General features: G+C 72.9%; 22 protein-coding genes. 12 read left to right on the top strand and 10 right to left on the bottom strand.

The window, feature by feature from the left end:
* Window positions 1-8 precede the first annotated feature (8 nt).
* The 3 genes from ACIBG7_RS39335 to ACIBG7_RS39345 are packed head-to-tail and all read left to right on the top strand — an operon-like array spanning window position 9 to window position 5,559.
* Window positions 9-1,370 (top strand): M60 family metallopeptidase, encoded by a 1,362-nt coding sequence (locus ACIBG7_RS39335; RefSeq protein ID WP_397339556.1) that lies wholly within the window; start codon window positions 9-11, stop codon window positions 1,368-1,370.
* A complete protein-coding gene (locus ACIBG7_RS39340; RefSeq protein WP_397339558.1) occupies window positions 1,367-3,703 on the top strand; it encodes a polysaccharide lyase 8 family protein in 2,337 nt (778 codons plus the stop codon). Before ACIBG7_RS39335 ends, ACIBG7_RS39340 begins: the two co-directional genes overlap by 4 nt.
* Complete coding sequence (locus tag ACIBG7_RS39345) at window positions 3,700-5,559, top strand: DUF2264 domain-containing protein (protein WP_397339559.1); 1,860 nt, start codon at window positions 3,700-3,702, stop codon at window positions 5,557-5,559. Before ACIBG7_RS39340 ends, ACIBG7_RS39345 begins: the two co-directional genes overlap by 4 nt.
* Here ACIBG7_RS39345 and ACIBG7_RS39350 read toward each other — a convergent pair.
* A complete protein-coding gene (locus ACIBG7_RS39350) occupies window positions 5,525-6,034 on the bottom strand; it encodes a DNA-3-methyladenine glycosylase I (protein WP_357930837.1) in 510 nt (169 codons plus the stop codon). The two genes, ACIBG7_RS39345 and ACIBG7_RS39350, sit on opposite strands and share 35 nt — an antisense overlap.
* Window positions 6,035-6,063: 29 nt before the next feature.
* Window positions 6,064-6,642, bottom strand: a complete 579-nt coding sequence (locus ACIBG7_RS39355; RefSeq protein ID WP_397339560.1) for a hypothetical protein — start codon at window positions 6,640-6,642, stop codon at window positions 6,064-6,066.
* Between the two features lie 28 nt (window positions 6,643-6,670).
* Between ACIBG7_RS39355 and ACIBG7_RS39360 the strand changes: the two genes are divergently transcribed.
* Together ACIBG7_RS39360 and ACIBG7_RS39365 are read left to right on the top strand one after the other, a co-directional pair.
* Entirely contained in the window at window positions 6,671-6,961 is a 291-nt protein-coding gene (locus ACIBG7_RS39360; RefSeq protein ID WP_357930651.1) for a hypothetical protein, read from the top strand.
* Between the two features lie 14 nt (window positions 6,962-6,975).
* On the top strand, window positions 6,976-7,734 hold the full coding sequence (locus ACIBG7_RS39365; RefSeq protein ID WP_357930653.1) for an arylamine N-acetyltransferase: 759 nt from the start codon (window positions 6,976-6,978) through the stop codon (window positions 7,732-7,734).
* On the opposite strand, the gene ACIBG7_RS39370 is transcribed toward ACIBG7_RS39365, so the two are convergent.
* From ACIBG7_RS39370 to ACIBG7_RS39390, 5 genes are all read right to left on the bottom strand, one after another.
* Complete coding sequence (locus tag ACIBG7_RS39370) at window positions 7,731-8,321, bottom strand: TIGR00730 family Rossman fold protein (RefSeq protein ID WP_397339561.1); 591 nt, start codon at window positions 8,319-8,321, stop codon at window positions 7,731-7,733. The genes ACIBG7_RS39365 and ACIBG7_RS39370 overlap by 4 nt on opposite strands.
* 11 nt (window positions 8,322-8,332) lie before the next feature.
* Window positions 8,333-9,115: a TIGR00730 family Rossman fold protein gene (locus ACIBG7_RS39375; protein WP_357930658.1), complete on the bottom strand. Its 783-nt coding sequence runs from the start codon at window positions 9,113-9,115 to the stop codon at window positions 8,333-8,335.
* Between the two features lie 19 nt (window positions 9,116-9,134).
* Window positions 9,135-10,334, bottom strand: coding sequence for an MFS transporter (locus ACIBG7_RS39380; protein ID WP_357930661.1), 1,200 nt, complete (start codon window positions 10,332-10,334; stop codon window positions 9,135-9,137).
* Between the two features lie 193 nt (window positions 10,335-10,527).
* The gene (gene dapE / locus ACIBG7_RS39385) at window positions 10,528-11,583 is read right to left on the bottom strand and encodes a succinyl-diaminopimelate desuccinylase (protein ID WP_357930663.1); all 1,056 of its coding nucleotides are present in this window, start codon (window positions 11,581-11,583) and stop codon (window positions 10,528-10,530) included.
* The gene (locus ACIBG7_RS39390) at window positions 11,580-12,413 is read right to left on the bottom strand and encodes a 2,3,4,5-tetrahydropyridine-2,6-dicarboxylate N-succinyltransferase (protein ID WP_397339562.1); all 834 of its coding nucleotides are present in this window, start codon (window positions 12,411-12,413) and stop codon (window positions 11,580-11,582) included. Before ACIBG7_RS39390 ends, dapE begins: the two co-directional genes overlap by 4 nt.
* A 53-nt stretch (window positions 12,414-12,466) precedes the next feature.
* On the opposite strand from ACIBG7_RS39390, the gene ACIBG7_RS39395 reads away from it, so the two are divergent.
* Window positions 12,467-13,282 carry a hypothetical protein gene (locus ACIBG7_RS39395; protein WP_397339563.1) on the top strand — a complete coding sequence of 272 codons (816 nt, stop codon included), beginning with the start codon at window positions 12,467-12,469 and terminating at the stop codon, window positions 13,280-13,282.
* On the opposite strand, the gene ACIBG7_RS39400 is transcribed toward ACIBG7_RS39395, so the two are convergent.
* The 3 genes from ACIBG7_RS39400 to fdxA all read right to left on the bottom strand — a co-directional run bounded on the left by ACIBG7_RS39400 (window position 13,279) and on the right by fdxA (window position 15,507).
* Window positions 13,279-13,926 (bottom strand): DUF4178 domain-containing protein, encoded by a 648-nt coding sequence (locus ACIBG7_RS39400; RefSeq protein ID WP_357930671.1) that lies wholly within the window; start codon window positions 13,924-13,926, stop codon window positions 13,279-13,281. The genes ACIBG7_RS39395 and ACIBG7_RS39400 overlap by 4 nt on opposite strands.
* A gap of 11 nt (window positions 13,927-13,937) precedes the next feature.
* Entirely contained in the window at window positions 13,938-15,008 is a 1,071-nt protein-coding gene (gene dapC, locus ACIBG7_RS39405) for a succinyldiaminopimelate transaminase (protein ID WP_397339564.1), read from the bottom strand.
* A gap of 172 nt (window positions 15,009-15,180) precedes the next feature.
* Complete coding sequence (fdxA, locus tag ACIBG7_RS39410; protein ID WP_357930676.1) at window positions 15,181-15,507, bottom strand: ferredoxin; 327 nt, start codon at window positions 15,505-15,507, stop codon at window positions 15,181-15,183.
* 93 nt (window positions 15,508-15,600) lie between these two features.
* On the opposite strand from fdxA, the gene ACIBG7_RS39415 reads away from it, so the two are divergent.
* The 6 genes from ACIBG7_RS39415 (at window position 15,601) to ACIBG7_RS39440 (ending at window position 23,771) form a co-directional block, all read left to right on the top strand.
* On the top strand, window positions 15,601-15,828 hold the full coding sequence (locus tag ACIBG7_RS39415) for a hypothetical protein (RefSeq protein WP_357930679.1): 228 nt from the start codon (window positions 15,601-15,603) through the stop codon (window positions 15,826-15,828).
* Between the two features lie 11 nt (window positions 15,829-15,839).
* Window positions 15,840-16,910, top strand: coding sequence for an ABC transporter substrate-binding protein (locus ACIBG7_RS39420; RefSeq protein ID WP_397339565.1), 1,071 nt, complete (start codon window positions 15,840-15,842; stop codon window positions 16,908-16,910).
* A 112-nt stretch (window positions 16,911-17,022) separates the two neighbouring features.
* A complete protein-coding gene (locus ACIBG7_RS39425; RefSeq protein ID WP_357930684.1) occupies window positions 17,023-17,775 on the top strand; it encodes a methyltransferase domain-containing protein in 753 nt (250 codons plus the stop codon).
* Between the two features lie 112 nt (window positions 17,776-17,887).
* Complete coding sequence (locus tag ACIBG7_RS39430) at window positions 17,888-20,029, top strand: hypothetical protein (RefSeq protein WP_397339566.1); 2,142 nt, start codon at window positions 17,888-17,890, stop codon at window positions 20,027-20,029.
* A 7-nt stretch (window positions 20,030-20,036) separates the two neighbouring features.
* Window positions 20,037-21,872, top strand: coding sequence for a UvrD-helicase domain-containing protein (locus ACIBG7_RS39435; RefSeq protein ID WP_397339567.1), 1,836 nt, complete (start codon window positions 20,037-20,039; stop codon window positions 21,870-21,872).
* A 48-nt stretch (window positions 21,873-21,920) separates the two neighbouring features.
* Complete coding sequence (locus tag ACIBG7_RS39440) at window positions 21,921-23,771, top strand: sigma factor-like helix-turn-helix DNA-binding protein (protein WP_397339568.1); 1,851 nt, start codon at window positions 21,921-21,923, stop codon at window positions 23,769-23,771.
* The last annotated feature ends 5 nt before the right edge of the window (window positions 23,772-23,776 follow it).

A 23,776-nucleotide genomic window follows, 5' to 3' on the forward strand; every position in this document is an offset into this window, starting at 1 on the left:
AGACTCCCGTGTCACTCAGCCGCAGGACCGTCTTCGGCGGCCTGGCCGCCACCGGCGCGCTCGCCCTCTCCCCCGTCGCCGCACACGCCGCCACCACCCGGGCCACGGTCGCCGCCTCCGTCGAGGCGCGGCGGACCATCGCCCTGCGCGGCCGCCCCGCCGCCGAGGCCGAGCGCCTCCGCATGCAGACCGTCTACCGCACCACCGACTTCGTGCCCACCGGCTTCTACCTGGCGCCGGGCACCCCGCTCACCCTGGAGGTGCGCGGCACGGCCCGGCCCACCCTGTACGTCGGCGCGGCCGACACCAACCCGGACCGCACCTACCGCTACCCGCGCGCCTACCCGCTCACGGCCGGCCGCAGCACCGTGACCGACCCCGGCGGCGGCCCGGTCTACCTCGCCCTCACCGGCGGTGTCGCCGACCGCGCCGTGGTGCGGATCGGCGACTCGGCCGTGCCGAGCCCGACCTTCGTCGCCGGCCTGCCCGGCTGGGAGCGCTCCGCGCCGAGCTGGGGCGAGCGCGCCACCACAGAGGCGGCCTTCCAGCAGCAGGTGGACACGCTCACCGGTTCGCCGTTCGTCGAGCTGATCTCGCCGCAGATGATCCTCACCATCCGCCGCGAGACCTTCCTCCAGGTGCGTGACCAGGACCACCACCTGCTCATGGACCTGCTGGAGCAGGTCGAGGACCAGGAGGCGGCGATCTCCGGCCTCGACGGCTCCAGCCCGCTGCACGCGCCGACGCCGCTGGGGCGGCACCTGATCAACGTCCTGCCGGGCTACGGGCCGGTGTCCACCGCCTACGCCACCCACGCCTACACCGCCTACTACGACCCGTACACCACGACCCGGCTGCTCGTCCCGGAGAAGATCCGGACCTCCGGCTGGGGCGTCTACCACGAGTTCGGCCACCAGCACCAGCAGATGGCCTGGCGGCCGGGCGAGCTCACCGAGGTGACGGTCAACATCTACTCGCTGGCCGCGCAGCGCTACTTCGGGATGCCGTCGAACCTGGTGGTCAACAACGCCTACCAGACCGCCTTCGCCAAGTTCCCGATCACTTCCTACGCGGGGCTGACGGCCTTCGAGAAGCTTGTGCCCTTCCGGCAGTTGGAGCTGGCCTACGGGGACGACTTCTACCCGCGCGTGCACCGGCTGGTGCGGGAGGAGCAGACTCCGCCCGGCGCCTCCGGCGACTCCGGGCGCCGCTTCAGCAACCTCGCGGTGTTGTTCAGCCGGGTGGCCGGGCACGACCTGACCGGCTTCCTGCGGGCCTGGGCGATGCCGGTCCCGGAGAGCGGGTACGCCGAAGTGGCCGCGCTCGGCCTGCCGCAGCCCGCCGTGGACCTGGCGAGGCTGAGCGAATGATCACTCGCAGAAGCCTGCTGGGCGGCCTGGCGGCGGCCCCGGTCCTGCTGCACACCGGTACGGCCGGCGCCGCAGGGCTCGCCGCCGGGACGGAGTTCGCGGCGTTGCGGGCCAAGGCCTTCGGCCTGCTCACCGGGGTGCCCTTCGACCCGGCCGACCCCGCCTTCGCCGCGCCGCTGGCCCGGCTGGACGCCTCGGCCTCGGCCCTGCACGCGGCCCTGGACCGGGCTGCGGGCCGTACCGTGCTGTGGGCCGACCAGCCGCTGACCGGCATCGCCGGGACGGCGGGCAGCTACCAGCGGCTCCGCACGCTGGCCCTGGCCCGGGCCACCCCGGGCACCTCCTGGTACGGCAGGCCGGACCTGGCCACGGACGTGCTCGCCGGGCTCGACCTGCTCTACGACCGCGCCTACAACGAGACCAAGCGCGAGACCGGCAACTGGTGGTTCTGGGAGATCGGCGCCCCCCGAGCCCTGCTGGACACCTGCGTCCTGCTCCACGACCTCCTCAGCCCCGAGCAGCGGGCGGCCTGGCTGCGCGCGGTCGACCGCTTCTGCCCGAACCCGGACCGCCGCGCCAACCTGCCCACCCTCGCCGAGACCGGCGCCAACCGGGCGGACAAGGCGCTGATCGTCGCGCTGCGCGGCGTGGTCGGCGAGAACGCCGAGAAGCTGGCGCTCGCCCGCGACGGCCTGTCCGACGTACGGGACGCCGGGCGCAACTCGCTGTTCCGGCTGGTCGGCTCGGGCGACGGCTTCTACGCCGACGGCTCGTTCGTGCAGCACGGCGTGGTCGCCTACACCGGCTCCTACGGCGTGGTGCTGCTGCAGTCGCTCAGCAGCACGCTCGGCCTGCTCGGCGGCTCGTCGTGGGAGGTACGGGACCCGGCGGTCGCGGTCGTGCTGGACGCGGTCGAGCGCACCTACGCCCCGTGGCTGCACGACGGCCTGATGATGGACGCCGTCCGGGGCCGCGCGGTGTCGCGGCAGGCCGGGCGCGACCACCACGCGGGCCGCGACGCGGTGGACGCGATCCTGCAACTGGCCGCCGGGGCGCCGGCCGCCTACGCCGGCCGCTTCCGCGAACTGGCCAAGGGCTGGGTGAGCCGGGGCCGCTTCGTGGAGCTGGCCGGGATCCCGGCCATCGCCCGCGCCCGGGCCGTGCTGGCCGACCCGACCGTGGCCACCGCGCCCAGGCCGAGCGGGCACCACGTCTTCGCCGCGATGGACCGCGTCGTCCACCGGCGGCCGGAGTGGTCGTTCGCGCTCAGCCTGTCCTCCACCCGCATCGCCATGTACGAGTGCGGGAACGGGGAGAACTACCGGGCCTGGTACCAGGGGGACGGCGCCACCTACCTCTACACCGACCTCGACCACTACAGCGCCGACTACTGGCCGACCGTGGACTCCTACCGGCTGGCGGGAACGACGGTCGACACCCGCCGCCGCGATCCGGCGGTCTCGGTGAGCGGCACGGGCGCCTTCCGGGCGAGGAACGCCTGGGCCGGTGGGACGACCGTGGACGGGTACGGGGTGGCCTCGCTCGACCTGATGGCCGCGGGGTCCACGCTGGTCGCGCGCAAGAGCTGGGTGTGCCTGGACGACGCCGTGGTCTGCCTCGGGGCGGGGATCAGCAGCACGGATGGCCGGCCGGTCGAGACGGTGGTGGACAACCGGGGCGGAGCGGGCGCGCTCACCCGGGGGACCGGCTGGGCACACCTGGCCGGGGTCGGCGGCTACGCCTTCCCGGCCGGTGAGGGCGGTGGACTGCGGACGTTGCGGGAGGTGCGGACCGACTCCTGGCGGGCGATCAACGACGGCGCCGACACCGGCGGGAGCGCCGACCCGGTCTCCCGCGAGTACGTGACCCTCTGGTTCGACCACGGCCCCGACCCGGCCGACGCCTCCTACGCCTACATCCTGCTCCCGGGCGCGACGCCCGAGCAGACCTCGGCCTACGACCGGGCGGAGATCCTCGCCAACACCGCCTCCGTCCAGGCCGTCACCGCCCATGGCCGGTCCGTCGGCGGCGGGAAGCTGTTCGCCGCCGTCTTCTGGGCCGCGGGCGAGGCGGGCGGCGTCACCGCCGACGCCCCCTGCACCGTCCTCGTCCGGCAGGCCGCGGGCCGGATCCGGGTGGCGGTCGCCGACCCGGGCCGCTCGACGGCCACCGTGACCGTCCGGCTGGGCCGCCCGGCCCACCGGGTGGTCACCGCCGACCCGGCAGTCTCGGTGGACCTGGGCGAGAATGCGGCGATCACCGTCACCCTGTCCGGCTCCCGCGGCCGGACCCACACCGCCGACCTGGCGATCGGCGGGAAAGGCCAGGCATGACCCCTCCCTTCCTGTCCCTGCCGCCCACCGACCGGCTGCTCTCCCCGCGCACGGGCTGGACCCGCGCGCACTGGGAGGCGCTGGCCGACCACCTGCTCGACTCGCTGACGCCGTACGCCTCACCGGGGTTCGCGCAGTACCGCCTGCCCGGCCGGGCGAGCTGGTCGGGGGTGGCGCTGGACGGGCTGGAGGGGTTCGCCCGCCCGTTCCTGCTGGCCGCCTTCCGCATCGCCGGCGCGCGCGGCCAGGTGCCGGCCTCGCTGATCGAGCGCTACGCCGCAGGGCTGGCCGCCGGGACCGACCCGGCCTCGCCCGAGGCGTGGCCGGCGCTCACCGACTGCTCCCAGCAGATGGTGGAGGCCGCCTCGATCGCCGTGGGCCTGCACGAGTCGCGCGAGTGGCTGTGGGACCGGCTCGATCCGGGCGTGCAGGAACGGGTGCTGGCCTGGCTGGGCGGCTTCGTGGGCAAGCGGACCTGGGACAACAACTGGATGCTGTTCCAGACGGTGACCGAGGAGTTCGTGAAGTCGGCCGGCGGGCCGTACGCGCAGGAGGAGATCGACCGGGGGCTGGCCCGGATCGAGGACTGGTACGCCGGCGACGGCTGGTACACCGACGGCGGCTCGCGCAACTTCGACTACTACAACGCGTTCGCGCTGCACTTCTACCCGATCATGTGGACGCGGATGTCGGGTGCTCCGGCGGAGGTGTACCGGAGCCGGCTCGCCGAGTTCCTGACGAGCTTCCAGCACTTCTTCGGGTCGGACGGCGCTCCGGTGCACCACGGGCGCTCGCTCTGCTACCGGTTCGGGGCGCTGGCCCCGGTGTGGCTGGGCGCGCTGGCCGAGGCCACGCCGCTGGAGCCGGGGCAGACGCGCAAGCTGGCCTCCTCGGTGGTGCGGCACTTCGTCGAACGCGGGGTGCCCGACGAACGGGGGCTGCTGTCGCTCGGCTGGTACGACCCGTTCCTGCCGGCGACGCAGAGCTACTCGGGGCCGGCTTCGCCGTACTGGGCCTCGAAGGGGTTCCTGGGGTTGCTGCTGCCGCCGGACGACCCGGTGTGGACCGCCGCGGAGCGTCCGCTCCCGCTCGACGAGGGCGATGTGGTCGCGGCGATACCGGCGGCCGGGCTGCTGCTGCACGGGACCCAGCACGACGGCGTGGTCCGCCTGGTCAACCACGGCAGCGACCACGGCGCCCCGCCGGACGACCCGCACTACGCCAAGCTGGCCTACTCCAGCCGCACCGCGCCCGAGGCCGGGGTGCAGGCGTGGGCTCGCAACGTGGACAACCACCTGGCGCTGACCGGGCCCGAGGTCTCCGCCCGAGGCGAGATCCACCCGCTGGCGTGCGCGGGGCGGACCGCCTCCTCGTGGCACTCGCCGGCCGAGGGCGTCACCGTCACCAGCACCTCGGTCGTCCGCGGGGCGTGGGAGATCCGGGTCCACGAGGTGGCCGGCGAGACCGGCCCGGCCGGGGTCCGGGAAGGGGGCTACGCGGTGGCCTGCGCCTCAGCGCCGGCCACGGCCACCGGTCGCGGATGGGCGCTGGCCCGGCGGGCCGACGGGCTCACCTCCGCGATCATCGCCCTGTACGGCTGGCAGCACGCCGGGGTGACGTCCGACGTGGCCGCGAACGCCTTCGGGCCGAGGTCCGCCACGCCGTACCTGACCGCTGACGAGCCGGGCGTGCACGTCAGCCTGGTGGTGCTCTCCGGGGACGCCGTGCACCCGGCGGCCCTGCGGGACGCCATCCAGGTGGAGGTCAGCGACGACCTGGTGGTGGTGGCCTTCCCGGACGGCGACCGCGCGGAGGTGGCGCTCAGCGGGCGATACAACCCTCGATGTGGTCGTTGACCAGGCCGATGGCCTGCATCAGCGCGTAGGCGGTGGTCGGGCCGACGAAGGCGAAGCCGTGCTTCTTCAGCTCCTTGGCCAGCGCCTTGGAGCCGGGGGTGATCGCCGGGACGTCGGCCATCGACTTCGGGACCGGATTCTCCGGGTCGGCGTACTTCCACACCAGGTCGGACAGCCCGCCCGGCACCTCCAGCGCCGCCTTCGCGTTGCGCACCACGGCCTCGATCTTGGCGCGGTTACGGACGATGCCCTCGTCGCCCAGCAGGCGCTCGACGTCGGCCGGGGTGTAGGCGGCGACCTTGGCGATCTCGAAGCCATCGAAGGCGCGGCGGAAGTTCTCCCGCTTGCGCAGGATGGTCAGCCAGGACAGGCCGGACTGGAAGGCCTCCAGGGAGACGCGCTCGAAGACCTTGTCGTCGCCGCGGACCGGGCGGCCCCACTCGGTGTCGTGGTACTCGATGTACAGGGGCGTCATCGTGCCCCAGGTGCAGCGGACGACCTCGGTCAACGCCGGTCCTCCGCGGTGACCCGGTCGGGCTCGCCGGCTTCCACTGTTTCCTCGGTGGTTTCCTCGGTGGTTTCCTCGGTGGTTTCCTCGGTCTCCGCGGCTTCCTCGGCCTGGCCGGTTTCGGCGGGCTCGGCGGCCTCTTCCGGCTCGGCGGGAGTGTCCTCGGGCTCGTCCGCGTGCTGGCCGTACGGGGACAGGCCGGGGGCGGGCGGGCCGGGTTCGTGCTGGGTGCGGACGCCCTCGCCGGGCGGCGCGTAGAGCTCCTGCCGCGCCTGCAGCCGGCTGGCCAGCAGCTCGGAGACGCGTTGCTCCAGCACGGCGATCCGGGTGTCGCGCACGCTGATCGCGTTGGACGCGCGACGCAACGTCTCGTCCACCGAGGCCGTGTGGTAGCCCACGAGGCTCACCGGGATGCGCAACGCCATGAAGTCGACAGCCGAAAGCTGACCCGCCTCGGGCAGCTCGACAGGCGGGACGTCCGGCGGGAACTCGGTCAGCTCCCCGCCTCTACCGAGGGAGACCAGCACCACGCAGGCCAGGACGGCTACCGCGGCGATGGCGAGTACGACCAGCACATTGGCATCGTACTCGTACGATCGAGACATGAGGCCCGCAGTTGTGACTCCCGGCGTGCCCCCCGAACCGGGCTGGGCCGAGGCCCGCACCCTGTCCGAGGCGGCCGCCCTGTCCGCGTCCGGCGTGACCGTGCTGGTCAGGCTGCCCCCCGAGCTCGACGCCGCCCTCGCCGCGGCCAGCGCGTTCCGCTGGCACGGCGCGCAGGTTTTCGTCACCGAGCACGACGAGCACGTCGGCCAGGTCACCCTGGCCCTGGACATGACCGATTCGCTCGCCGGCCGCCGCCCGCCCGCGGTGACCCGCCGCGGACTGGCCTGAGGAGGCTCCCCCCCATGGACGAGCGGTCCGTCTCCCGCTACCTCGACCGGATCGGCGCCGCCCGGCCGGCCGCGCCGGACGCCGAGGGCCTTCGGGCCCTGCAGCTCGCGCACCTGCGCACGGTGCCCTTCGAGAACCTCAGCATCCACCTGGGCGAGCCGATCGTCCTGGAGCCGGGCGCGCTGTACGCCAAGGTGGTCGAGCGGCGGCGCGGCGGCTTCTGTTACGAGCTGAACGGGCTGTTCGCCGAGCTGCTGACCGCGCTCGGCTACCGGGTGACGCCGCTGGCGGCCCGCGTCTTCGCCGGGCCGGGCCTCACCCCGCCGCTCGACCACCTGGCGTTGCGCGTCGACCTCGACGAGCCGTGGCTGGTGGACGTGGGCTTCGGCGAGTTCGTCGACGCGCCGCTGCGGCTGGACGAGCGCGGGGAGCAGGAGGACGCCAACGGGCTGTGCCGGATCGTCCCTGACGGCTTCGGCGATCTCGACGTGCACCGCAACGGCCGGCCCGAGTACCGGCTGGACTGCCGGCCGTACACGCTGGAGGACTTCGTGCCCGCCGCCTGGTGGCACTCGACCTCGCCCGGTTCGCACTTCGCCAGGTCCCCGGTCTGCTCGCTGCGCACCCCCGAGGGCCGGCTCACCCTCAGCGGCGACAAACTGATCACCACGGCGTACGGCAAGCGCACCGAGACCGTGCTCGCCGCCGACGAGGTGCTCCCGGCCTACCGGGAGCACTTCGGCCTCACCCTCGACCGCGCGCCCCTCGGCTAGGGGTTGGGCAGCGACTCCCCGATCTCCTCGGCGGTGGGCGTGACGCGCACGGTGCTGCCCTCCAGCGCGGCGAAGGCCTCGTCGAGCGTGCTGGTCCACGCGATGGCGTCGAAGACGTCGGGCCGGGTGAAGCCGGCCTCGTACATGTCCTCGATGAGCCGGCGCAGCGGCCGGTAGAGCCCCCACGGGTCGAGGATGACCAGCGGCCGGTCGTGCAGGCCGAGCACCCGGGCGGTCCAGATCTCGAAGAGCTCTTCGAGGGTGCCGATGCCGCCCGGGAGGACGAGGAAGGCGTCGGAACGGGCGTCCATGACGCCCTTGCGCTCCCGCATGTCCGCCGTGACGATCAGCTCGTCGGAGTCGCGGTCGGCGATCTCGATGTCCACCAGCGCCTGCGGGATCACCCCGACGGTCCGCCCGCCGGCGGCGCGGGCCGCCCGGGTGACCGCGCCCATGCACGAGACCGTCGCGCCGCCGCTGACCAGGGTGTGGCCGCGCTCGGCGAGGCGGGCGCCGACCGACGCCGCCAGCTCGACGTACTTCTGATCGATCTTCTGACTGGACGCGCAGTAGACGCAGATGTTCACAACGGGGCAGTTTATTGCGGCTCGGCCTCGTGCTCGTCGACGGCCTCCTTCTCCCGCTTCCTGGCCTCCTCGGAGTCGTGGATGATGCGCACCGCGGTGTCCACGTCGTCGGTCAGGTGGATCAGGTCGAGGTCCTCGGGCGAGATCTTCCCGGTCTCCAGCAGCGCGCTCTTGATCCAGTCGACCATGCCGCCCCAGAACGAGGTGCCCATCAGCACGACCGGGAAGGAGGTGACCTTCTTGGTCTGGACCAGGGTCAGCGCCTCGAACAGCTCGTCGAGCGTGCCGAAGCCGCCGGGCAGGGCGATGAAGCCGCAGGAGTACTTCACGAACATGGTCTTGCGCACGAAGAAGTAGCGGAACTCGATGCCGAGGTCCACCCAGTCGTTCATGCGCTGCTCGAAGGGGAGCTCGATGCCGAGCCCGACGGACAGGCCGTTGGCCTCCGCCGCGCCGCGGTTGCCCGCCTCCATGATGCCGGGGCCGCCGCCGGTGATCACCGGGTAGCCGGCCTTGGCCAGCGCCGCGCCCAGCTCGCGGGCGAGCTGGTACTCGGGCGAGTCCTCCTTGGTGCGCGCGGAGCCGAAGACGGTGACGGCCGGGGGCAGTTCGGCGAGCTGGCCGAAACCCTCCACGAACTCCGCCTGGATCCGCAGGACCCGCCACGGGTCCATGTGCACCCAGTCCGCCGGGCCCTGGCGGTCGAGCAGGCGCTGGTCGTGGGTGGAGTCGGGGACGAGATTGCCGCGGACCACGGCCTGGCCCTGGCGGCGTTCCGGACGCGTTCTCTTCATGGGGATCACGCTAGTTGACTCAGGCCCCTTCCGATCCGCCCTGCCGGGATCGCCGCCAGGCCCGGGCCAGCGGCAGAGCCACCAGGGTGCCGGCCACGCCGTACGTCGCGACCGCGGCGGCGGGCCCGAAGCGGTCCGCCAGCGGGCCGCTGACCAGCACCCCGAGGCCCTGGGCGGCGATCAGCGCGGACTGCGCGACGCCGATCACCTGCCCGCGCCGCTCGTCCGGCGCGATCCTGACGTACTCGGCGTTGGCCAGCACCTGGTAGGAGGCGAGCAGGCCGGTCAGGAACCAGGCGGCGACCGGCAGCACCGCGCCGGAGGCGAAGGCGCACACGGTCAGCGGCAGGCAGGAGCACAACGCCAGCGGTCCCAGCGCGTCCAGCCCGACGCGCAGCCGGTTGACCAGGAACATGCCCAGCACGCTGCCCGCCGGGATGGCGCAGAGCAGGAGCGCGAGTTGCGGCCCGCCGCCGCCGAGCTGGGCGTTGTACGGCACGGCGAGCCCCTCGGGCGCGATGTAGAAGGCGGCCAGCAGCGCCAGCCCGAGCAGGCTGCGCAGCCTGGCGTCCCCGAGCACGAGGCGCACGCCGATCAGCAGCTCGCCCGGCGAGACCGCGCGGCCGGTCCGCGCGGCCGGGCGGTCCTTGACCGAGCGCGCGACCAGCAGCGCGGCGAGCACGAAGGAGGCCGCGTTGGCCAGCAGGCCTGCCCGGGGTGGCACGACGGCCAGGATGAGCCCGCCGGCCCCGAGCCCGGCCAGCACCATCACCTGGGAGGTGAGGCCGAGCAGGGTGACGCCGGTCTGGTAGAGGTCCTTGCCCAGGACGTCCGGGGTGGTGGCGATGCGGGCGGTGCGTTCCGGCGAGTCGAGGAGCGTGGCGCAGAACACCAGCGCGCACAGCAGCGGGAAGGGCACGCCGGGCACGGCCATGAGCCCGACGAGCGCGGCTCTGGCCAGATCGCAGACGATCATCAACCGGCGGCGCGGGAAGCGGTCGGCCAGCCCGCCCAGCAGGGGTCCGCCGAGCAGGTTCGGGACGAGCGTCAGGGCGTAGGTGAGGGTGGTGATCGCGGCGGAGCCGGTGAGGTCGTAGGCCAGCACGGCGAGCGCGACCCGGGCGAACTGATCGCCCAGCCGGGAGATGAGGCCGGACAACCACAGGGCGCGAAACTCCCGGACCCGGAGCGCGTCGGTCAGACGGGGGGCGTCGGTCACCGGGCCAGGATCGCCCGAGCCGCTATGGATTCCCTATCCGCCCAGGTCAGCCCGTAGATCGAGCCCGCTAAAAAATCTTGAAAAATCTGTGGAACCGAATTTCGAGGACCCCGCGTCTAAGGACCGAGGGTGCTGCTCGGGACTGAAAGTGGCTTTCCCCGCCAAATGGCCGGCGAGGAAAGCCACTTTCGCTTTATGCCAGCCACTCCAGCATCGCCCGCTCCGCTTCCACGATCTTGGAAAGCGTGACGAACTCCCCCTTCTGATGGGCCAGATTGGGATCGCCCGGACCGTAGTTCACCGCCGGGACCCCCAGCTCCGAGAAGCGCGCCACGTCCGTCCACCCCAGCTTGGCCCGCGGCTCCCCGCCCACGGCCGCGGCGAAGGCGGCGGCCACCGGATGGGTGAGCCCCGGCCGGGCGGCCGGCGCGAGGTCGGTGAAGACCACCTCGAACCCCTCGAACACCTCGGCCACGTGCGACTGCGCCTGCTCCAGCGTCAGGTCCGGGGCGAACCGGTAGTTGACCGTCACCACGCACTCGTCGGGGATCACGTTCCCGGCCACCCCGCCGCGGATCGCCACCGCGTTGAGCCCCTCGTGGTATTCCAGCCCGTCCACGATGGGCCGCCGCGCCAGGTAGTCGTTCAGCCGGGCCAGGACCGCCTCGGCCCCGTGGATGGCGTTGACCCCGAGCCACGAGCGCGCGCTGTGCGCCCGCTCCCCCGGCACGGTGATCTCCGCGCGCAGCGTGCCCTGGCAGCCGCCCTCGATCACCCCGTCGGTCGGCTCCATCAGCACCGCGAAGTCGGCCACCAGCCACTCGGGGTGCTCCCGGGCGATGCGGGTCAGGCCGTTGCGCTCGGCCTCGACCTCCTCGCAGTCGTAGAAGACGAAGGTGAGGTCCTTGGCCGGGTCCGTGAGCTCCTGCGCCAGCCGGAGCGCGACGGCGACGCCCGCCTTCATGTCGGAGGTGCCGCAGCCGTACAGCAGGCCGCCCTCGACCCGGCTGGGCAGGTTGCCCGCGACCGGGACGGTGTCGAGGTGCCCGGCGATCAGCACCCGCTCGGCGCGGCCGAGCTCGGTGCGGGCCAGCACGGTCTCGCCGGAACGGTCCACCGTCAGGTGCGGCAGCCGGCGCAGCGCCTCCTCGACCGCGTCGGCCAGCGCCTTCTCGGCCCCGCTCACCGACTCGATGTCCACGATCGCCGCGGTCAGCTCCCGCACGTCCTGGGTCAGGTCGAGCTTCACGCGTTCACCCCGTGTTCCCGCAGCACCTCGTTGAGCGCCGCCTTGTCATGTCTCTGTCCCGGCTCCAGCCGCTTCAGCACGAGGACGGCGGGCAGGCCGAACGTCCCGCCGGCGAACTCCCTCTGCCGGGTGCCGCCGACCGCCACGCACCAGTCGGGGATGCGTCCCCGGCCCAGTTCCTCGCCGGTCTGCACGTCGATCACCGGCATGGAGGCGGACAGGATCGTGCCCGCGCCGACCACCGCGCCGCGGCCGACCCGCGCGCCCTCGACGATCATCGCGCGGCTGCCGATGAGGGCGTCGTCCTCGATCACCACCGGCACCGCGTTCGGCGGCTCCAGCACGCCGCCCAGGCCGACGCCGCCGGACAGGTGCACGTTCTGGCCCACCTGGGCGCAGGAGCCGACGGTGGCCCACGTGTCGACCATCGTGCCCTCGCCGACGTACGCGCCGATGTTGGTGAACGACGGCATCAGGACCACGCCGGGCGCCAGGTGGGAGCCCCAGCGGGCGATCGCCCCCGGCACGACCCGGACGCCGTCGAACCGGGTCTTCAGCGGGATCCGGTCGTGGTGCTGGAAGTCGCCCACCTGCGAGCGCGCCATCCCGAGGATCTTGAAGCTGAGCAGGATCGCCCGTTTCGCCCGCTCGTCCACGACGACCTCGCCGGTGTCGTCGACGAACGCCACCCTGGCCCGTCCGGAGTCGAGCAGATCGACCGCTCCGACCACCACGGCCCGCGCCTCGGCCTCACCCGGGGTGAGTTCGGCGCGCCGTTCCCAAAGCCGGTCGATCTCCGCCGGCAGCGGGCTGGAGTAGCTGTGACTCATGGGCACGGAGCTTATCCGGCTCACGGTCGGCCGGACGGCGGTAGGTTCTGGGAGTGCGCGTGCACTTCTCCCGCTCCGTCATCGTCATCGTGGTCATCGTGGTCGTGCTCGCGGTGGCCATCAGCCTGCTCGTCGTCAAACTCCTGGAGCAGGTCGAGCCCTTCTCCGCGCCGCGCGCCGGCTGCACGGTCAAGACCCCGGACGGCGAGCTCGACCTCGACGTCGAGCAGGCCCAGATCGCGGCGACCATCGCGGCCGTGGCCGCCCGCCGCAGGCTGCCCGAGCGCGCGGCGATCATCGCCTACGCGACCGCCATCCAGGAGTCGAAGCTCTACAACCTGACCTACGGCGACCGTGACTCGGTCGGCGTCTTCCAGCAGCGGCCCTCGCAGGGCTGGGGCTCGGTCAAGCAGATCATGGACCCGGTCTACTCGACCAACCGCTTCTTCGCCGCGCTGGTCAAGGTGAAGAACTACCGCAAGCTGCCGATCGCCGACGCCGCCCAGGCCGTGCAGCGCTCGGCCGGCGGCTACGCCTACGCCGACCACGAGCCCAACGCGCGCATCCTGGCCGCCGCCTTCACCGGCCGCGTCCCGAAGGCGGTCCACTGCGTCTTCCCGCCGCCCGCCAGTCCGTCGCCGAGCCGCCGTGCCGACGTCTCCGAGGCCCGCCGCGCGCTGGCCAAGGCCCTGGGCGGTACGGCGGTGCCGTCGGTCAAGCGGGGTTGGCTGATCGCCACCTGGGCGGTCGCCCACGCCGACAAGTACGGCCTTCGCCGGGTGGGATTCGACGGGGCGGCCTGGTCGCCGGCCTCCGACGACTGGCGGCCCGACACCACGTTCACCGCCCGCGAGGTCAGCTTCGCCTAGGAAGCGCTGTCGATGAGGGAGACCGAGCCCGGCGGCAGCGGGTGGGCGTAGCTGGCCGTCCAGGGCCCGCCCTGGACGCGCACGAAGGACAGCAGCCGCCCGTCGGCGGCGCGGTAGTCGGCGAAGTCCATCAGCCCGCGGTCGGGCCGCCCGGTCTCGCCCTCGGAACGGAACGCGGCGGTGCCGCGCTCGATCGGGAAGAACTCGACGCCTTCCATGATCAGCATGCTCTTGGCCGGGACCATGCCCTGGGTGGGCACCTCGGTCCAGATGAGCACCTCCAGGTGCGGCGGATCACCCGAGGCCAGGCCGTGGCGGACCTTCACCGACAACCACTGCCGGCGGCGGAGCGTGTCCTCGATGAGGTACTCCGTCCACTGCTGGCCCTGCCAGGAGACGTGCATCGCGCCCAGCAGCCGCCAGGGGGCGCCGTGCACCTCGATGCGGTCGCCGACGCGGAAGGTGCGGGGATCGACGAAGCTGGCCACCGGGGCCGGGACGGGTGCGGGCGCGGCTGGAGCGCTTTCCTCGGGTGCGCCGGCGCGTCCCCGGCGGTCCTGGCGCATGGTCGCGACGAAGGCGCCGAGCAGCAGGACCACCGTGGCGATGCTGAGCCCGAGAACGACCATGGAGGGCGCGCTCATGCAGGTGGATATTACTGGAGTCGGGAGACCGCCGCACTGATCCGTTCGTCAGTCGCCGTTACGGCAATTCGGATATGTGACCTGCCGGCTACACCGTAAAAATCCCCAGGGGCGGCCAAAATACCGAGATCGGCGAGTTGTCCGACCTGCTGCCAGCAGTCCTCGCCGTTCGACGCCCAGAGATAGAGCCCGGCGGTCGAGTGGTCCACCCGCCAGCCCGCCTTCTCCAGGGCCGGGCGCAGGATCGCGCGCCGGGCGGCGTAGCGCTCGCGCTGCTCGTCGGCGTGGGCGTCGTCGGCCAGCGCCCCGGTCATGGCCGCCTGCACCGGCGCGGGCATCAGCATGCCGGCGTGCTTGCGGATCTCCAGCAGCCGCTTGACCAGCACCGGGTCACCGGTGACGAACCCGGCGCGGTAGCCGGCCAGGTTGGAGCGCTTGGAGAGCGAGTGCACCGCGAGCAGGCCCTCGTGGGAGCCGTCGCAGACGTCGGGGTGCAGGACCGAGATCGGCTGCTCCTCCCAGCCGAGCTCCAGGTAGCACTCGTCGGAGGCGACGACCGCGCCGCGCTCGCGGGCCCAGGCGACGACCTTGCGCAGGTGCTCGGCGGGCAGCACGCGGCCGGTCGGGTTGGACGGCGAGTTCACCCAGACCAGGTCCACCTGCTCGGGGCCGAGGGCCAGCAGGCCGTCGGTGGCGCTCGCGCGGGCCCCGGCCAGGCGGGCGCCGACGTCGTAGGTCGGGTAGGCCAGCTCGGGCAGCACCACGTGGGCCGAGCGCAGGTAGGTCGGCAGCCAGGCCACGAACTCCTTGGAGCCGATCAGCGGCAGCACCGCGGCCGGGTCGACCGTGACGCCGTGCCGGCGGGCCAGCCAGCCGGCCGCCGCCTCGCGCAGCGCGGGCGTGCCGTGGGTCAGCGGGTAGCCGGGGCTGTCGGCCGCCGCGACCAGCGCCTCCTGGACCACGGCGGGCACCGGGTCGACGGGCGTGCCGACCGACAGGTCGACGATCCCGCCCGGGTGCGCCAGGGCTCGGGCCTTGTACGGCTCCAGCCGGTCCCACGGGAAGTCGGGCAGGTTGTTCACGACGCTCTCCAGGTACGGGCTTCCGGCCGGACGGCGGCCGGTTCGGGCGGCTCCCGGCGCGGCGCGGGCCGGGATCGGGGGTCGCCGGACTGCCGGGTCCTCGGCGGGGAGGAACCGGCACGGTCACGCCTCAGCGCCGAGCCTTCCGGCCCGGCGTCGCGGCGTGCTGGGGTCAGTGCTCCTCGGCCTGCGGCGGCAGCGCGGACACCACGGCGTGGTCCTTGTCGATCTTTCCGACCTTGGACGCGCCACCGGGCGAGCCCAGGTCGTCGAAGAACTCCACGTTCGCCTTGTAGAAGTCCTTCCACTGCTCCGGCAGGTCGTCTTCATAGAAGATGGCCTCGACCGGGCAGACCGGTTCGCACGCGCCGCAGTCCACACACTCGTCGGGGTGGATGTAAAGCATGCGCTCGCCCTCGTAGATGCAATCAACGGGGCATTCCTCGATGCACGCCTTGTCCAGCACGTCCACGCAAGGCTGCGCGATGACGTAGGTCACCTCGAGCTCCTTCACGACTTCGACCGCGGTTTGCTACACGCCTAGTATTGCCGTGCGCGCCAGGTGTCGGGAACGGAGGGTGGTCAAAACTCCATGGCTGCTCGGCTTGTCGTCGCCATCACGCCCGCTGATGTGGGCGCCCGGGTGACCACCAGAAGAAGAGTGCCAGAAGGCCTCACCGACGCGGTAGGCGTGCTCGAATCCTGGGACGACGGGGTGCTCGCCGTACGGAAAAGGGACGGCACGCTGGTGCTCATCGCGGAGGAAACGCTGGTGGCGGCCAAGGTCGTGCCTCCTCGACCTGTGCGAAGTGAACGGTAAGTATTCGATGTGTGACTGAACGAAGTGAAGGAGCCATACGGCACGTTCTGGCGTGCGCGTTCCTGGTCGCGGCCGCGGGCTGCGGAACGGCGAGCGCGCCCCAGCAGGCGCTGACTCCGGTCAACGTGCGCGCCGCCTCGATGAAGGACGGCTTCGCCTCGATGGAGCGGCTGGCCGAGGCGGCCAAGAAGGAGGGGCAGCTCAACCTGATCGCCCTCCCCCGCGACTGGGTGAACTACGGCGAGGTCATCGACACCTTCGCGGACCGGTACGGGATCAAGGTCAACGAGCTCGAGCCGACCGCCAGCAGCAAGCGGCAGATCGAGGCCCTCGACCAGCTCAAACCGGACGCGGTGGAGCTCAGCCTGGACGTGGCGGTGGCCAACGCCGCCCGCTTCGCGCCCTACAAGGTCCAGGGCTGGCACGACCTGCCGGACGAGGTGAAGCAGCCCGACGGCGCCTGGTACGCCAGCTACGGCGGGTACATGTCCATCGGCTACAACCCGCGCAAGGTGACCACGCCGCCGGTCTCCTTCGCCGATCTGGCCAAGCCCGGCTACACCGTGGCGCTCGCCGGGAACCCGCTGCAGGAGGCGGCCGGGTTCTACGGCGTGATGGCCGCCTCGCTGCGCAGCGGCGTGCCGCGGCCCAGCGAGGGGGTGGAGCTGTTCGCCCGGATGAAGGGCAAGATGGCCGAGCCGAACAAGGCGGACGCGGTGGTCGACTGGGACCACGTCAACGCCGCTCGCGCGGCCGCCGACCCCGAGGCCTGGAAGGTGACCATCCCCAAGGACGGGGCCCTCGGCGCCTACTACGTCCAGGCGATCAACAAGAACGCCCCGCACCCGGCGGCGGCCCGGCTCTGGCAGGAGTTCCTGTTCTCCGACGAGGGCCAGAACCTGCTGCAGAAGGGCTTCGCCCGGCCGGCGCGCGCCGAGGCGATGCTCATGAAGGGCACGCTCGACACCGAGCAGGCGGCCAAGCTGCCCGCCGCGCCCGGGCCGCCCGTGCTGCTGTCCATTCCGCAGACCGACGCCGCGAAAAGCTATCTGAAGGCGGAGTGGGGAAAAGTCACCCGCTGATACAGGAGTGACTGATATGTCGTAGAGACATTCACGCTTTACAGTGAGGCCACAGGGGGTCCACGTCTCAGAATGTGAGCTGATTGTCTTGCGATACGACACACCGAGTTTGATGCGGTGGAACAGTCGCGCCTACGACAGCAGTTTCGGTTACGTCTCGGCCAAGGGTGCGCCCCTGGTCGAGCTGCTCGACCCGCAGCCCGGCGAGCGTGTGCTCGACCTGGGCTGCGGCACGGGGGTGCTGACCGCGGAGATCGCCGGGCGGGGCGCGCAGGTGCTCGGCATCGACGGGTCGGCAGCCATGATCGAGAAAGCGCTGGCGCAGTTCCCGGGGATCGATTTCATCATCGGCGACGGGCACGACTTCTCCGTCGCCCAGCCCTATGACGCCGTTTTCTCCAATGCCGCCCTGCACTGGATGAACCGCGACCCCGACATGGTGATCGCCAACGTGCGGGAGGCGCTGGTGCCGGGGGGCCGGTTCGTCGCCGAGATGGGCGGGGCGGGCAACTGCGCGGAGCTCACCGCCGCGATGTCCACCGCCTGGCGCGAGTACGGCCTGCCCGAACCGGAGTTGCCGTGGTATTTCCCCACACCGGCGGAATATGCCGCGCGGTTGGAGAAGCATGGATTCGTGGTGCGCATCCTGGAATACTTCGACCGTCCCACCCCGCTCGACGAGTGCCCCGGAGGCGCTGCCGACTGGGTCCGCGTGTTCGCCGCCGGGCTGCTCGCGGGCCTTCCACCTGAACTCGTGGAGCCGCTGCTCAGGCGGGTCAACGAGCTCGCCGCCCCGGCCCTGCGACGGGAGACCGGATGGATGGCGGACTACGTCCGCCTACGCTTCGCCGCCGTCCGGCGCTGATGCGTAGTCCATGATGCACATGGGTGTTTTGCCAGACTATGGTCTGTTCCGTGGGCGGCAAGAGTACGGCTGCGCCGCGGTCGCGGCGTGAGGGGCTGGTGAACGGAACGGGATGAACTTCTGTCTGAGTGACCTCGTACCACCGCTGAGGTGGAGCGACGCGTCCACGATCACACTCCTCACCGGGCAGCCCGAACTGCCCGACGCCTGGTGGCGCTCACTGCCCATGCCGCACGTGCTGGCCGCCATCGGGCCCGAGTCGCTGGGCGAACTGCTGACCGAGATCGCCCTGGAGCACTGGCCCGCCGCCGCGATCGGCGACGTGCTGCCCGCCCTGCACGTCCTCGACCCGGACGAGGCCGACGAGCCCCACGTGGCCATCGCCCTCGACCGGGCCGGGTCCTGGACGGGCCTGCTCGCCCTGACGAGCCGTGAGCTGGTGGACCAGCCGTTCATCCAGGCGCGGGCGGTGCTCAACACGTTGTTCGGGGCGACCTTGGTACGGCTCGCCCCCCGCCTCCCGTCCGCCGCCCCCGAACGGCCCGCGGTGGCCGAGCAGCCTGCGGTGGCCGAGCAGCCGGTGGAGGCCGAGCGCCCCGTCGTGGCTGAGCGGCCCGTGGAGCTCGAGCCCGTGGCGGGTGCCGCCGCGCTCGCCGCCGAGGCCGCTCCCGAGCCCACCCCGGCCCCCGAGCCCGAGCCGGCGCCCACCGAGGAGCCCGGCCGGGCCCCGGCACCCCTTCAGGCCGCGCCCGCCCTCCACGCCGAGGCCGGGCCTCAGGCGGAGGCGGGGGCCGACCGGGAGGCCGAGGAGCCCGAGGCGGTGGCCGAGCGCCACGACCAGCCGGCTGACGAAGCTGAGGCGGCGGCCGAGCGACGCCACCAAGCGACCGACGAAGCTGAGCACCGCGAGGGGGCGGCTGACGAGGCCCCCGTTGCGGAGGCTCAGCCGGTGGCCGAGGAGGCTCGGGTCGACGAGCCCCAGCTTGAGCAGCCACCGCTGGAGCAGGCGCCGCTTCACGAGCCTCACCCCGACACGCCCTACCCCGCCGAGCCGCAGCCTGACGAGCCGCAGGGTGACGAAGCGCAGGGTGACGAGGCTCCGGTCGAGAGGGCTGAGAAGTCGGAGAGTGCCGGTGTGGAGTCCGGGCCGGGGATGGTGCCGGATCCGGCGCTCGTGGTGGTCGAGCGCCAAGCGGACGGCAACGCCCTGCGCGAGCTGGTGGAGGCCGCGTTCGCCGGGCTGGACGACAAGACCTGGGCGGTGGCCCAGAACCGGGTGTTCACCAACGCCCCCTCCCAACTGGAGCAGCTCGCCAAGCTGTTCGCCGTCCCCCCGGCGGACCTGCAGTCGGTGGAGGCGGGCCTGCGCAAGCGGCTGGACGACTGGCTGGCCTCCCCGGAGGCGGCGCCGCTGCGCGAGCACCTGGACGGCCTGCGCGCCAGATTCGGCGCGTCGCCGTCGGAGGAGGAGCTGCTGGCCGCCGCCGACTGGCACCGGCTGGAGATCCGCCCCCTGGAGGTCCCGGCCTGGCACTTCGTGCTGGCCGCGCTGAAGGCGGGCGGCCCGCCGCCGTCGCGCCCGTCGTTCTTCGGCAAGCCGGACGGCAAGGAGCACGCCCCGCCGGAGCCGCAGCACGCGGAGGCCCCGGTGCTGGCCCCGGCCGTCGCGGCCGCGCCCCCGCACTTCGCTTCTGCGGCCCCGCAGTTCGCCCAGGCGGCCGCGGCGGCGCAGCCGTCCAAGCCGTTGAAGGACGTCTCGCTGACCAAGCGCTGCTTCCGCCAGCCGGACGGCCGGTGGTGGCTGCGGGTGGACGTGACCGCCGAGCAGCTCAGCGGCGGCGAGTGCCCGCTGCCCAGCGGCTTCGCCGCCTACCTGGGCCTGAACCCGGGCGAGCGCCGTACGGTCAGGAGCGCGGCGGGTGAGCTGACACTGAGCTGGCACGCCCGCCCGGCCCTGGAGTCGGTCGGCCGGCTGTTGCAGGACGTCGGCGCCAAGGAGGGCGGCCACCTGTTCCTGACCCTGTCCGACGAGGGCGTGTTGCGGGCCCGGCACCTGCCGGTGGCCTCCGAGGGCGCCGAGCCGATCACCAAGGCGTTGCGCCTGGTCGGTTACACCGCGCCGGGCGGCACGCTGGACCAGGCGGCCCGGGTGATCGCCACCCGGATCGGGATGACCGGCCCGGTGGGGCTGGCCGATCTCCAGACCAGGCTTCGCGAACGCGGAGACCGCGACCTGCTCGGCCTGCTGGACTGATCCCGAGATGCCGCGGCTCGCGATCGGACCCGACCTCCCTGGCGCGCTGGGGGCGCTGGCCCCTTCCGCGCGCCGGGAGGTGCTGGCCGCGTTGCGGCGCTTCCTGCACAACGCGCCGGGTTCGCCGCACGCCGAGCGGGTGCGCGGCGGGCACGATCCGCGGGTGGCGACGTTGCGGCTGGCCGAGGGCGTGCGCGGGGTGGTGGTACGGCAGCGCGACGTCTACTGGCTGCTGACCGTGCTGCCCGACGCGGCGGCGTGGGAGACGGCGGTCCGCCGCCGCTACGGCATCAACCCGGTCATCGGCGTCGTCGAGGAATGGGACGCCGAGGCGCTGGAGCGGGTAGAGCCGGCGCTTCGCCGCAGCGCGGGCGCGTCACGGCTGTTCGACCCGATCTGCGACGGCGACCTGCTCGCGCTCGGCCTGGACGTGCGGATCCTGCCGCTGGTCCGGCACATCACCACCGAGGCCGACGTCGAGGCGGTCGAGCCGTACCTGCCGCCGACGCAGCACCGCCCGCTGGCCGTGCTGGCTGTGGGCGGGTCGATGTCGGAGGCGTGGCGCGAGCTGGACGAGTGCCGCGCGGTCGAGGAGGAGCCGGGCGAGGTCGACCCGGAGGATTTCTACGCGGCGTTGCGCCGCAGCCCGGACCGGGCGGTGTTCGTGGACAGCCTGGCCGCGCTGGAGCGGCTGCTGGACGCGCCGGACTGGGGTGTCTTCCTGCATCCGCCGCAGCACCGGCTGGCCCGCACGACCGGCTGGCGGCACCCGGTGCTGGTGACCGGGGCGGCGGGCACGGGCAAGACCCTCATCGCGTTGCACCGCGCCGCCCACCTGGCCCAGCACGGCGAGGGCCGGGTGTTGCTGGTGACCTTCTCGCAGGGTTTGCGGGAGGAGCTGAGCCGGCGGCTCGACCTGCTCATCGAGGACGCGATCGTGCGCAAGCGCATCGACGTGGAGAACCCGGACCATCTGGCGCTGCGCATCGTGGCCGACGCCGAGGGCCGCCAGCCGGTGCTGGCCGGGCCCGGGGCACGCAGCCTGACCGCGCTGGCCGAGGAGGCGGCGGGGCTGCTCGACATGCCGGTGGGCGATCTGCTCGACGCCGACGTCTCCAGCGGCCGGGGCGAGGTGCGCAAGCCGTACCGGCACGTGGTGGTGGACGAGGGGCAGGACGTCAGCCCGGCGCAGTGGCGGCTGCTGCGCGCGGCGGCGCCGCGCGGGGCCGACGACCTGTTCGTGGTGGGCGACCCGCACCAGCGGGTGACCGAGAACCGGGTCTCCCTGGAGTCGCTGGGCATCCACGCGGTGCAGCACTCGCTGCGCATCTCCTACCGGCTGCCGCAGGAGCTGCTGTCCTTCGGCGTCAGGCTGCGCGGGGGTGGTCCGGCGAACGGGCTGGTCAAGGGGGTCGCCGGGCTCGGCGGCTACCGGGCGGCCCGGCACGGCGAGCGGCCGATGATCCGCCGGTACGAGTCGGCTGAGGCCGAGCTGGCCGGGCTGGCGACGACCGTGCGCGGCTGGCTGGCCGAGGGGGTGCGCCCGGGGCAGATCGCCGCGGCGGCGCGCACCACGGCGCTGGTCAGGGCCGGGCGGCGGGCGCTGGACGGGCTGGGGGTGCTGGTGACCAGCTTCCACGGGCTGAAAGGCCTGGAATTCGATCGTGTCGCGCTCTACGGAGTCGCGGAGGGTGTCGTTCCGGATCCGCCGCCGGTGGAGCCGGGTGCCCGTGCGCGCGCGCTGCTGCGCGAGCGTAGCGTGCTGTTCGTGGCATGCACCCGGGCGAGGTCGTTGCTGTATATCTCCCATTATGGGCGAGGGAGCCCATTTCTCTCTTTGTAATCACATACCCTGAACTGCGGATATCTCTCCTTTGCCGGTTGGACCCCGATGAATCTCAGCCTGAGCGACCTCGCGCCGCCGGTGCGCTGGACCTCCCCCGGTCAGATCGCGCCGATCGCGGAAGACGCCGACCTGCCCGATGCGTGGTGGCAGGCGGTCCCCTTCGACCGCGCGTGCGCCCTCATCGGCACGCAGGCGGTGGCCGACCACCTGGCCGACCTGGCAGTGGCCTGCTGGGGACACCTGCAGATCGGCGACATCCTGCCGCTGCTGCGGCTGTCCGACCCCGCCGAGAGCGAGCGCACGCCCGAGTCGCTCGGCCGCGACGTGGTCCAGAAGCTCTTCCTCGACGTCTTCGAGCGGCTGCTCGAACCGCCGTCGCAGGCCGCGCAGGTCAGGGCCGCCCGGCCCGACCGGCCGCTGCCCGAGCTGGTGGACGAGGTCTTCACCGACCTCGACGAGCGGCAGCGGGCCATCGCCCGCGACCGGCTCTACGCCGCCTCCCGCGTCACGCTGGACGAGCTGGCCCAGCGCTTCAACGTCACCCGCGAGCGCATCCGGCAGATCGAGCGCGACCTGCGCGACCATGTGGAGAGCTGGCTGGCCTCGCCGGAGGCCGTGCCGCTGGTGGCGCACGTGACCTGGCTGCGAGGGCGGCTCGGCTCCGCCGTACCGGCCGACGATCTGGCCGCGGCGGTGCCGTGGCACCGCGAGGACCTGAGCACGCTGGGCATCCCGGCCTGGCGCTTCGTGCGGACCCTGCTGACCGGCTACGAGCAGGCCGACGGCTGGCTGGTCGCGGGCGGCGCGGACGAGCTGCGGGAGAAGACCCGGCAACTGTTCGCCGACGGGCCGCGGCCGATCTCCGAGGCGGTCGGCGTGGTGGCCCAGCTCGGCATCCGCGAGGACGTGGCGGAACGGTGGATCCTCGCCGTCCCGCACCTGCGGGTCTTCGAGGAGCACGTGGTGCCGTGGCCGCGCTCGATCAACGAGAAGGCCGAGGCGGTGCTGGCGGTCTCCGGCGACCCGCTGTCGCCCGAGGAGATCCAGGAGCGCATCGGCGAGGACTACTCGCTGGTCGGCATCCGCAACCAGCTCACCGCCGACGACCGCTTCCTGCGGGTGGACCGGAACAAGTACGGGCTGACCCGGTGGGGCGGCGACGAGTACCTCGGCATCAGGGAGATGATCGCCCGCGAGATCGAGCGGGCCGGCGGCGAGGCGTCGATCAGCACCATCGTCACCAACCTGACCGGACGCTACGACGTCAGCGAGAGCTCGGTGCGCGCCTACGCGGGCGGGCCGGGCTTCGAGCGCACGCAGCGCGGCTGGGTGCGGGTGGCCGGCACCTCGCCCTCGGGCGAGGCGGCGGAGCCGTACCAGCCACGCAAGGACGTCTCCGAGACGCGGCGGAGCTTCCGCTCCCGCGACGGACGCTGGTGGCACCGGGTGGACATCAACTCCGAGCACCTGCGCGGCTCCGGCTCGCCGCTGCCCACCGGCTTCGCCGCCTACCTGGGGATGGCGCCGGGCGGGTCGCTGACCGCCTCGGCGCCCTCCGGCGACGTGGTGATCTCCTGGCACAACCAGCCGACGATGGGCTCGATCAGGAACGTGCTGGCGGAGTTCAAGGCGGCCGACGGCGACCACGTCTTCCTGACCGTCTCCGACGGCGGCGAGCTGCTGACCCGGTTCCTGCCGGCCGCCCCGCCCGGGCTGCCGCCGCTCAACCGGGCGCTGCATCTGATCGGCTACACCGCGCCGGTGCAGTCGGAGGCGGAGGCCATGCGGCTGATCGGCTCGCGCATCGGGCTTCCCGAGGTCACCGGGCGCGAGGAGGTGGTCGCGCGGCTGCGCGAGCGCGGCGACCGGGACATCCTGGGTTTCCTCGGCGAATGATCCCC

This window comes from Nonomuraea sp. NPDC050328 (assembly GCF_044459405.1).
Classification (GTDB): domain Bacteria; phylum Actinomycetota; class Actinomycetes; order Streptosporangiales; family Streptosporangiaceae; genus Nonomuraea.

Bases quoted from the DNA above. Each gene is read 5' to 3' on its own strand.
- ACIBG7_RS39340 (WP_397339558.1), top strand. From the start codon at position 1,367: ATGATCACTCGCAGAAGCCTGCTGGGCGGCCTGGCGGCGGCCCCGGTC.
- ACIBG7_RS39345 (WP_397339559.1), top strand. From the start codon at position 3,700: ATGACCCCTCCCTTCCTGTCCCTGCCGCCCACCGACCGGCTGCTCTCC.
- ACIBG7_RS39350 (WP_357930837.1), bottom strand. From the start codon at position 6,034: ATGACGCCCCTGTACATCGAGTACCACGACACCGAGTGGGGCCGCCCG.
- ACIBG7_RS39360 (WP_357930651.1), top strand. From the start codon at position 6,671: ATGAGGCCCGCAGTTGTGACTCCCGGCGTGCCCCCCGAACCGGGCTGG.
- ACIBG7_RS39365 (WP_357930653.1), top strand. From the start codon at position 6,976: ATGGACGAGCGGTCCGTCTCCCGCTACCTCGACCGGATCGGCGCCGCC.
- ACIBG7_RS39375 (WP_357930658.1), bottom strand. From the start codon at position 9,115: ATGAAGAGAACGCGTCCGGAACGCCGCCAGGGCCAGGCCGTGGTCCGC.
- ACIBG7_RS39390 (WP_397339562.1), bottom strand. From the start codon at position 12,413: ATGAGTCACAGCTACTCCAGCCCGCTGCCGGCGGAGATCGACCGGCTT.
- ACIBG7_RS39400 (WP_357930671.1), bottom strand. From the start codon at position 13,926: ATGAGCGCGCCCTCCATGGTCGTTCTCGGGCTCAGCATCGCCACGGTG.
- ACIBG7_RS39415 (WP_357930679.1), top strand. From the start codon at position 15,601: ATGGCTGCTCGGCTTGTCGTCGCCATCACGCCCGCTGATGTGGGCGCC.
- ACIBG7_RS39425 (WP_357930684.1), top strand. From the start codon at position 17,023: ATGCGGTGGAACAGTCGCGCCTACGACAGCAGTTTCGGTTACGTCTCG.
- ACIBG7_RS39430 (WP_397339566.1), top strand. From the start codon at position 17,888: ATGAACTTCTGTCTGAGTGACCTCGTACCACCGCTGAGGTGGAGCGAC.
- ACIBG7_RS39435 (WP_397339567.1), top strand. From the start codon at position 20,037: ATGCCGCGGCTCGCGATCGGACCCGACCTCCCTGGCGCGCTGGGGGCG.
- ACIBG7_RS39440 (WP_397339568.1), top strand. From the start codon at position 21,921: ATGAATCTCAGCCTGAGCGACCTCGCGCCGCCGGTGCGCTGGACCTCC.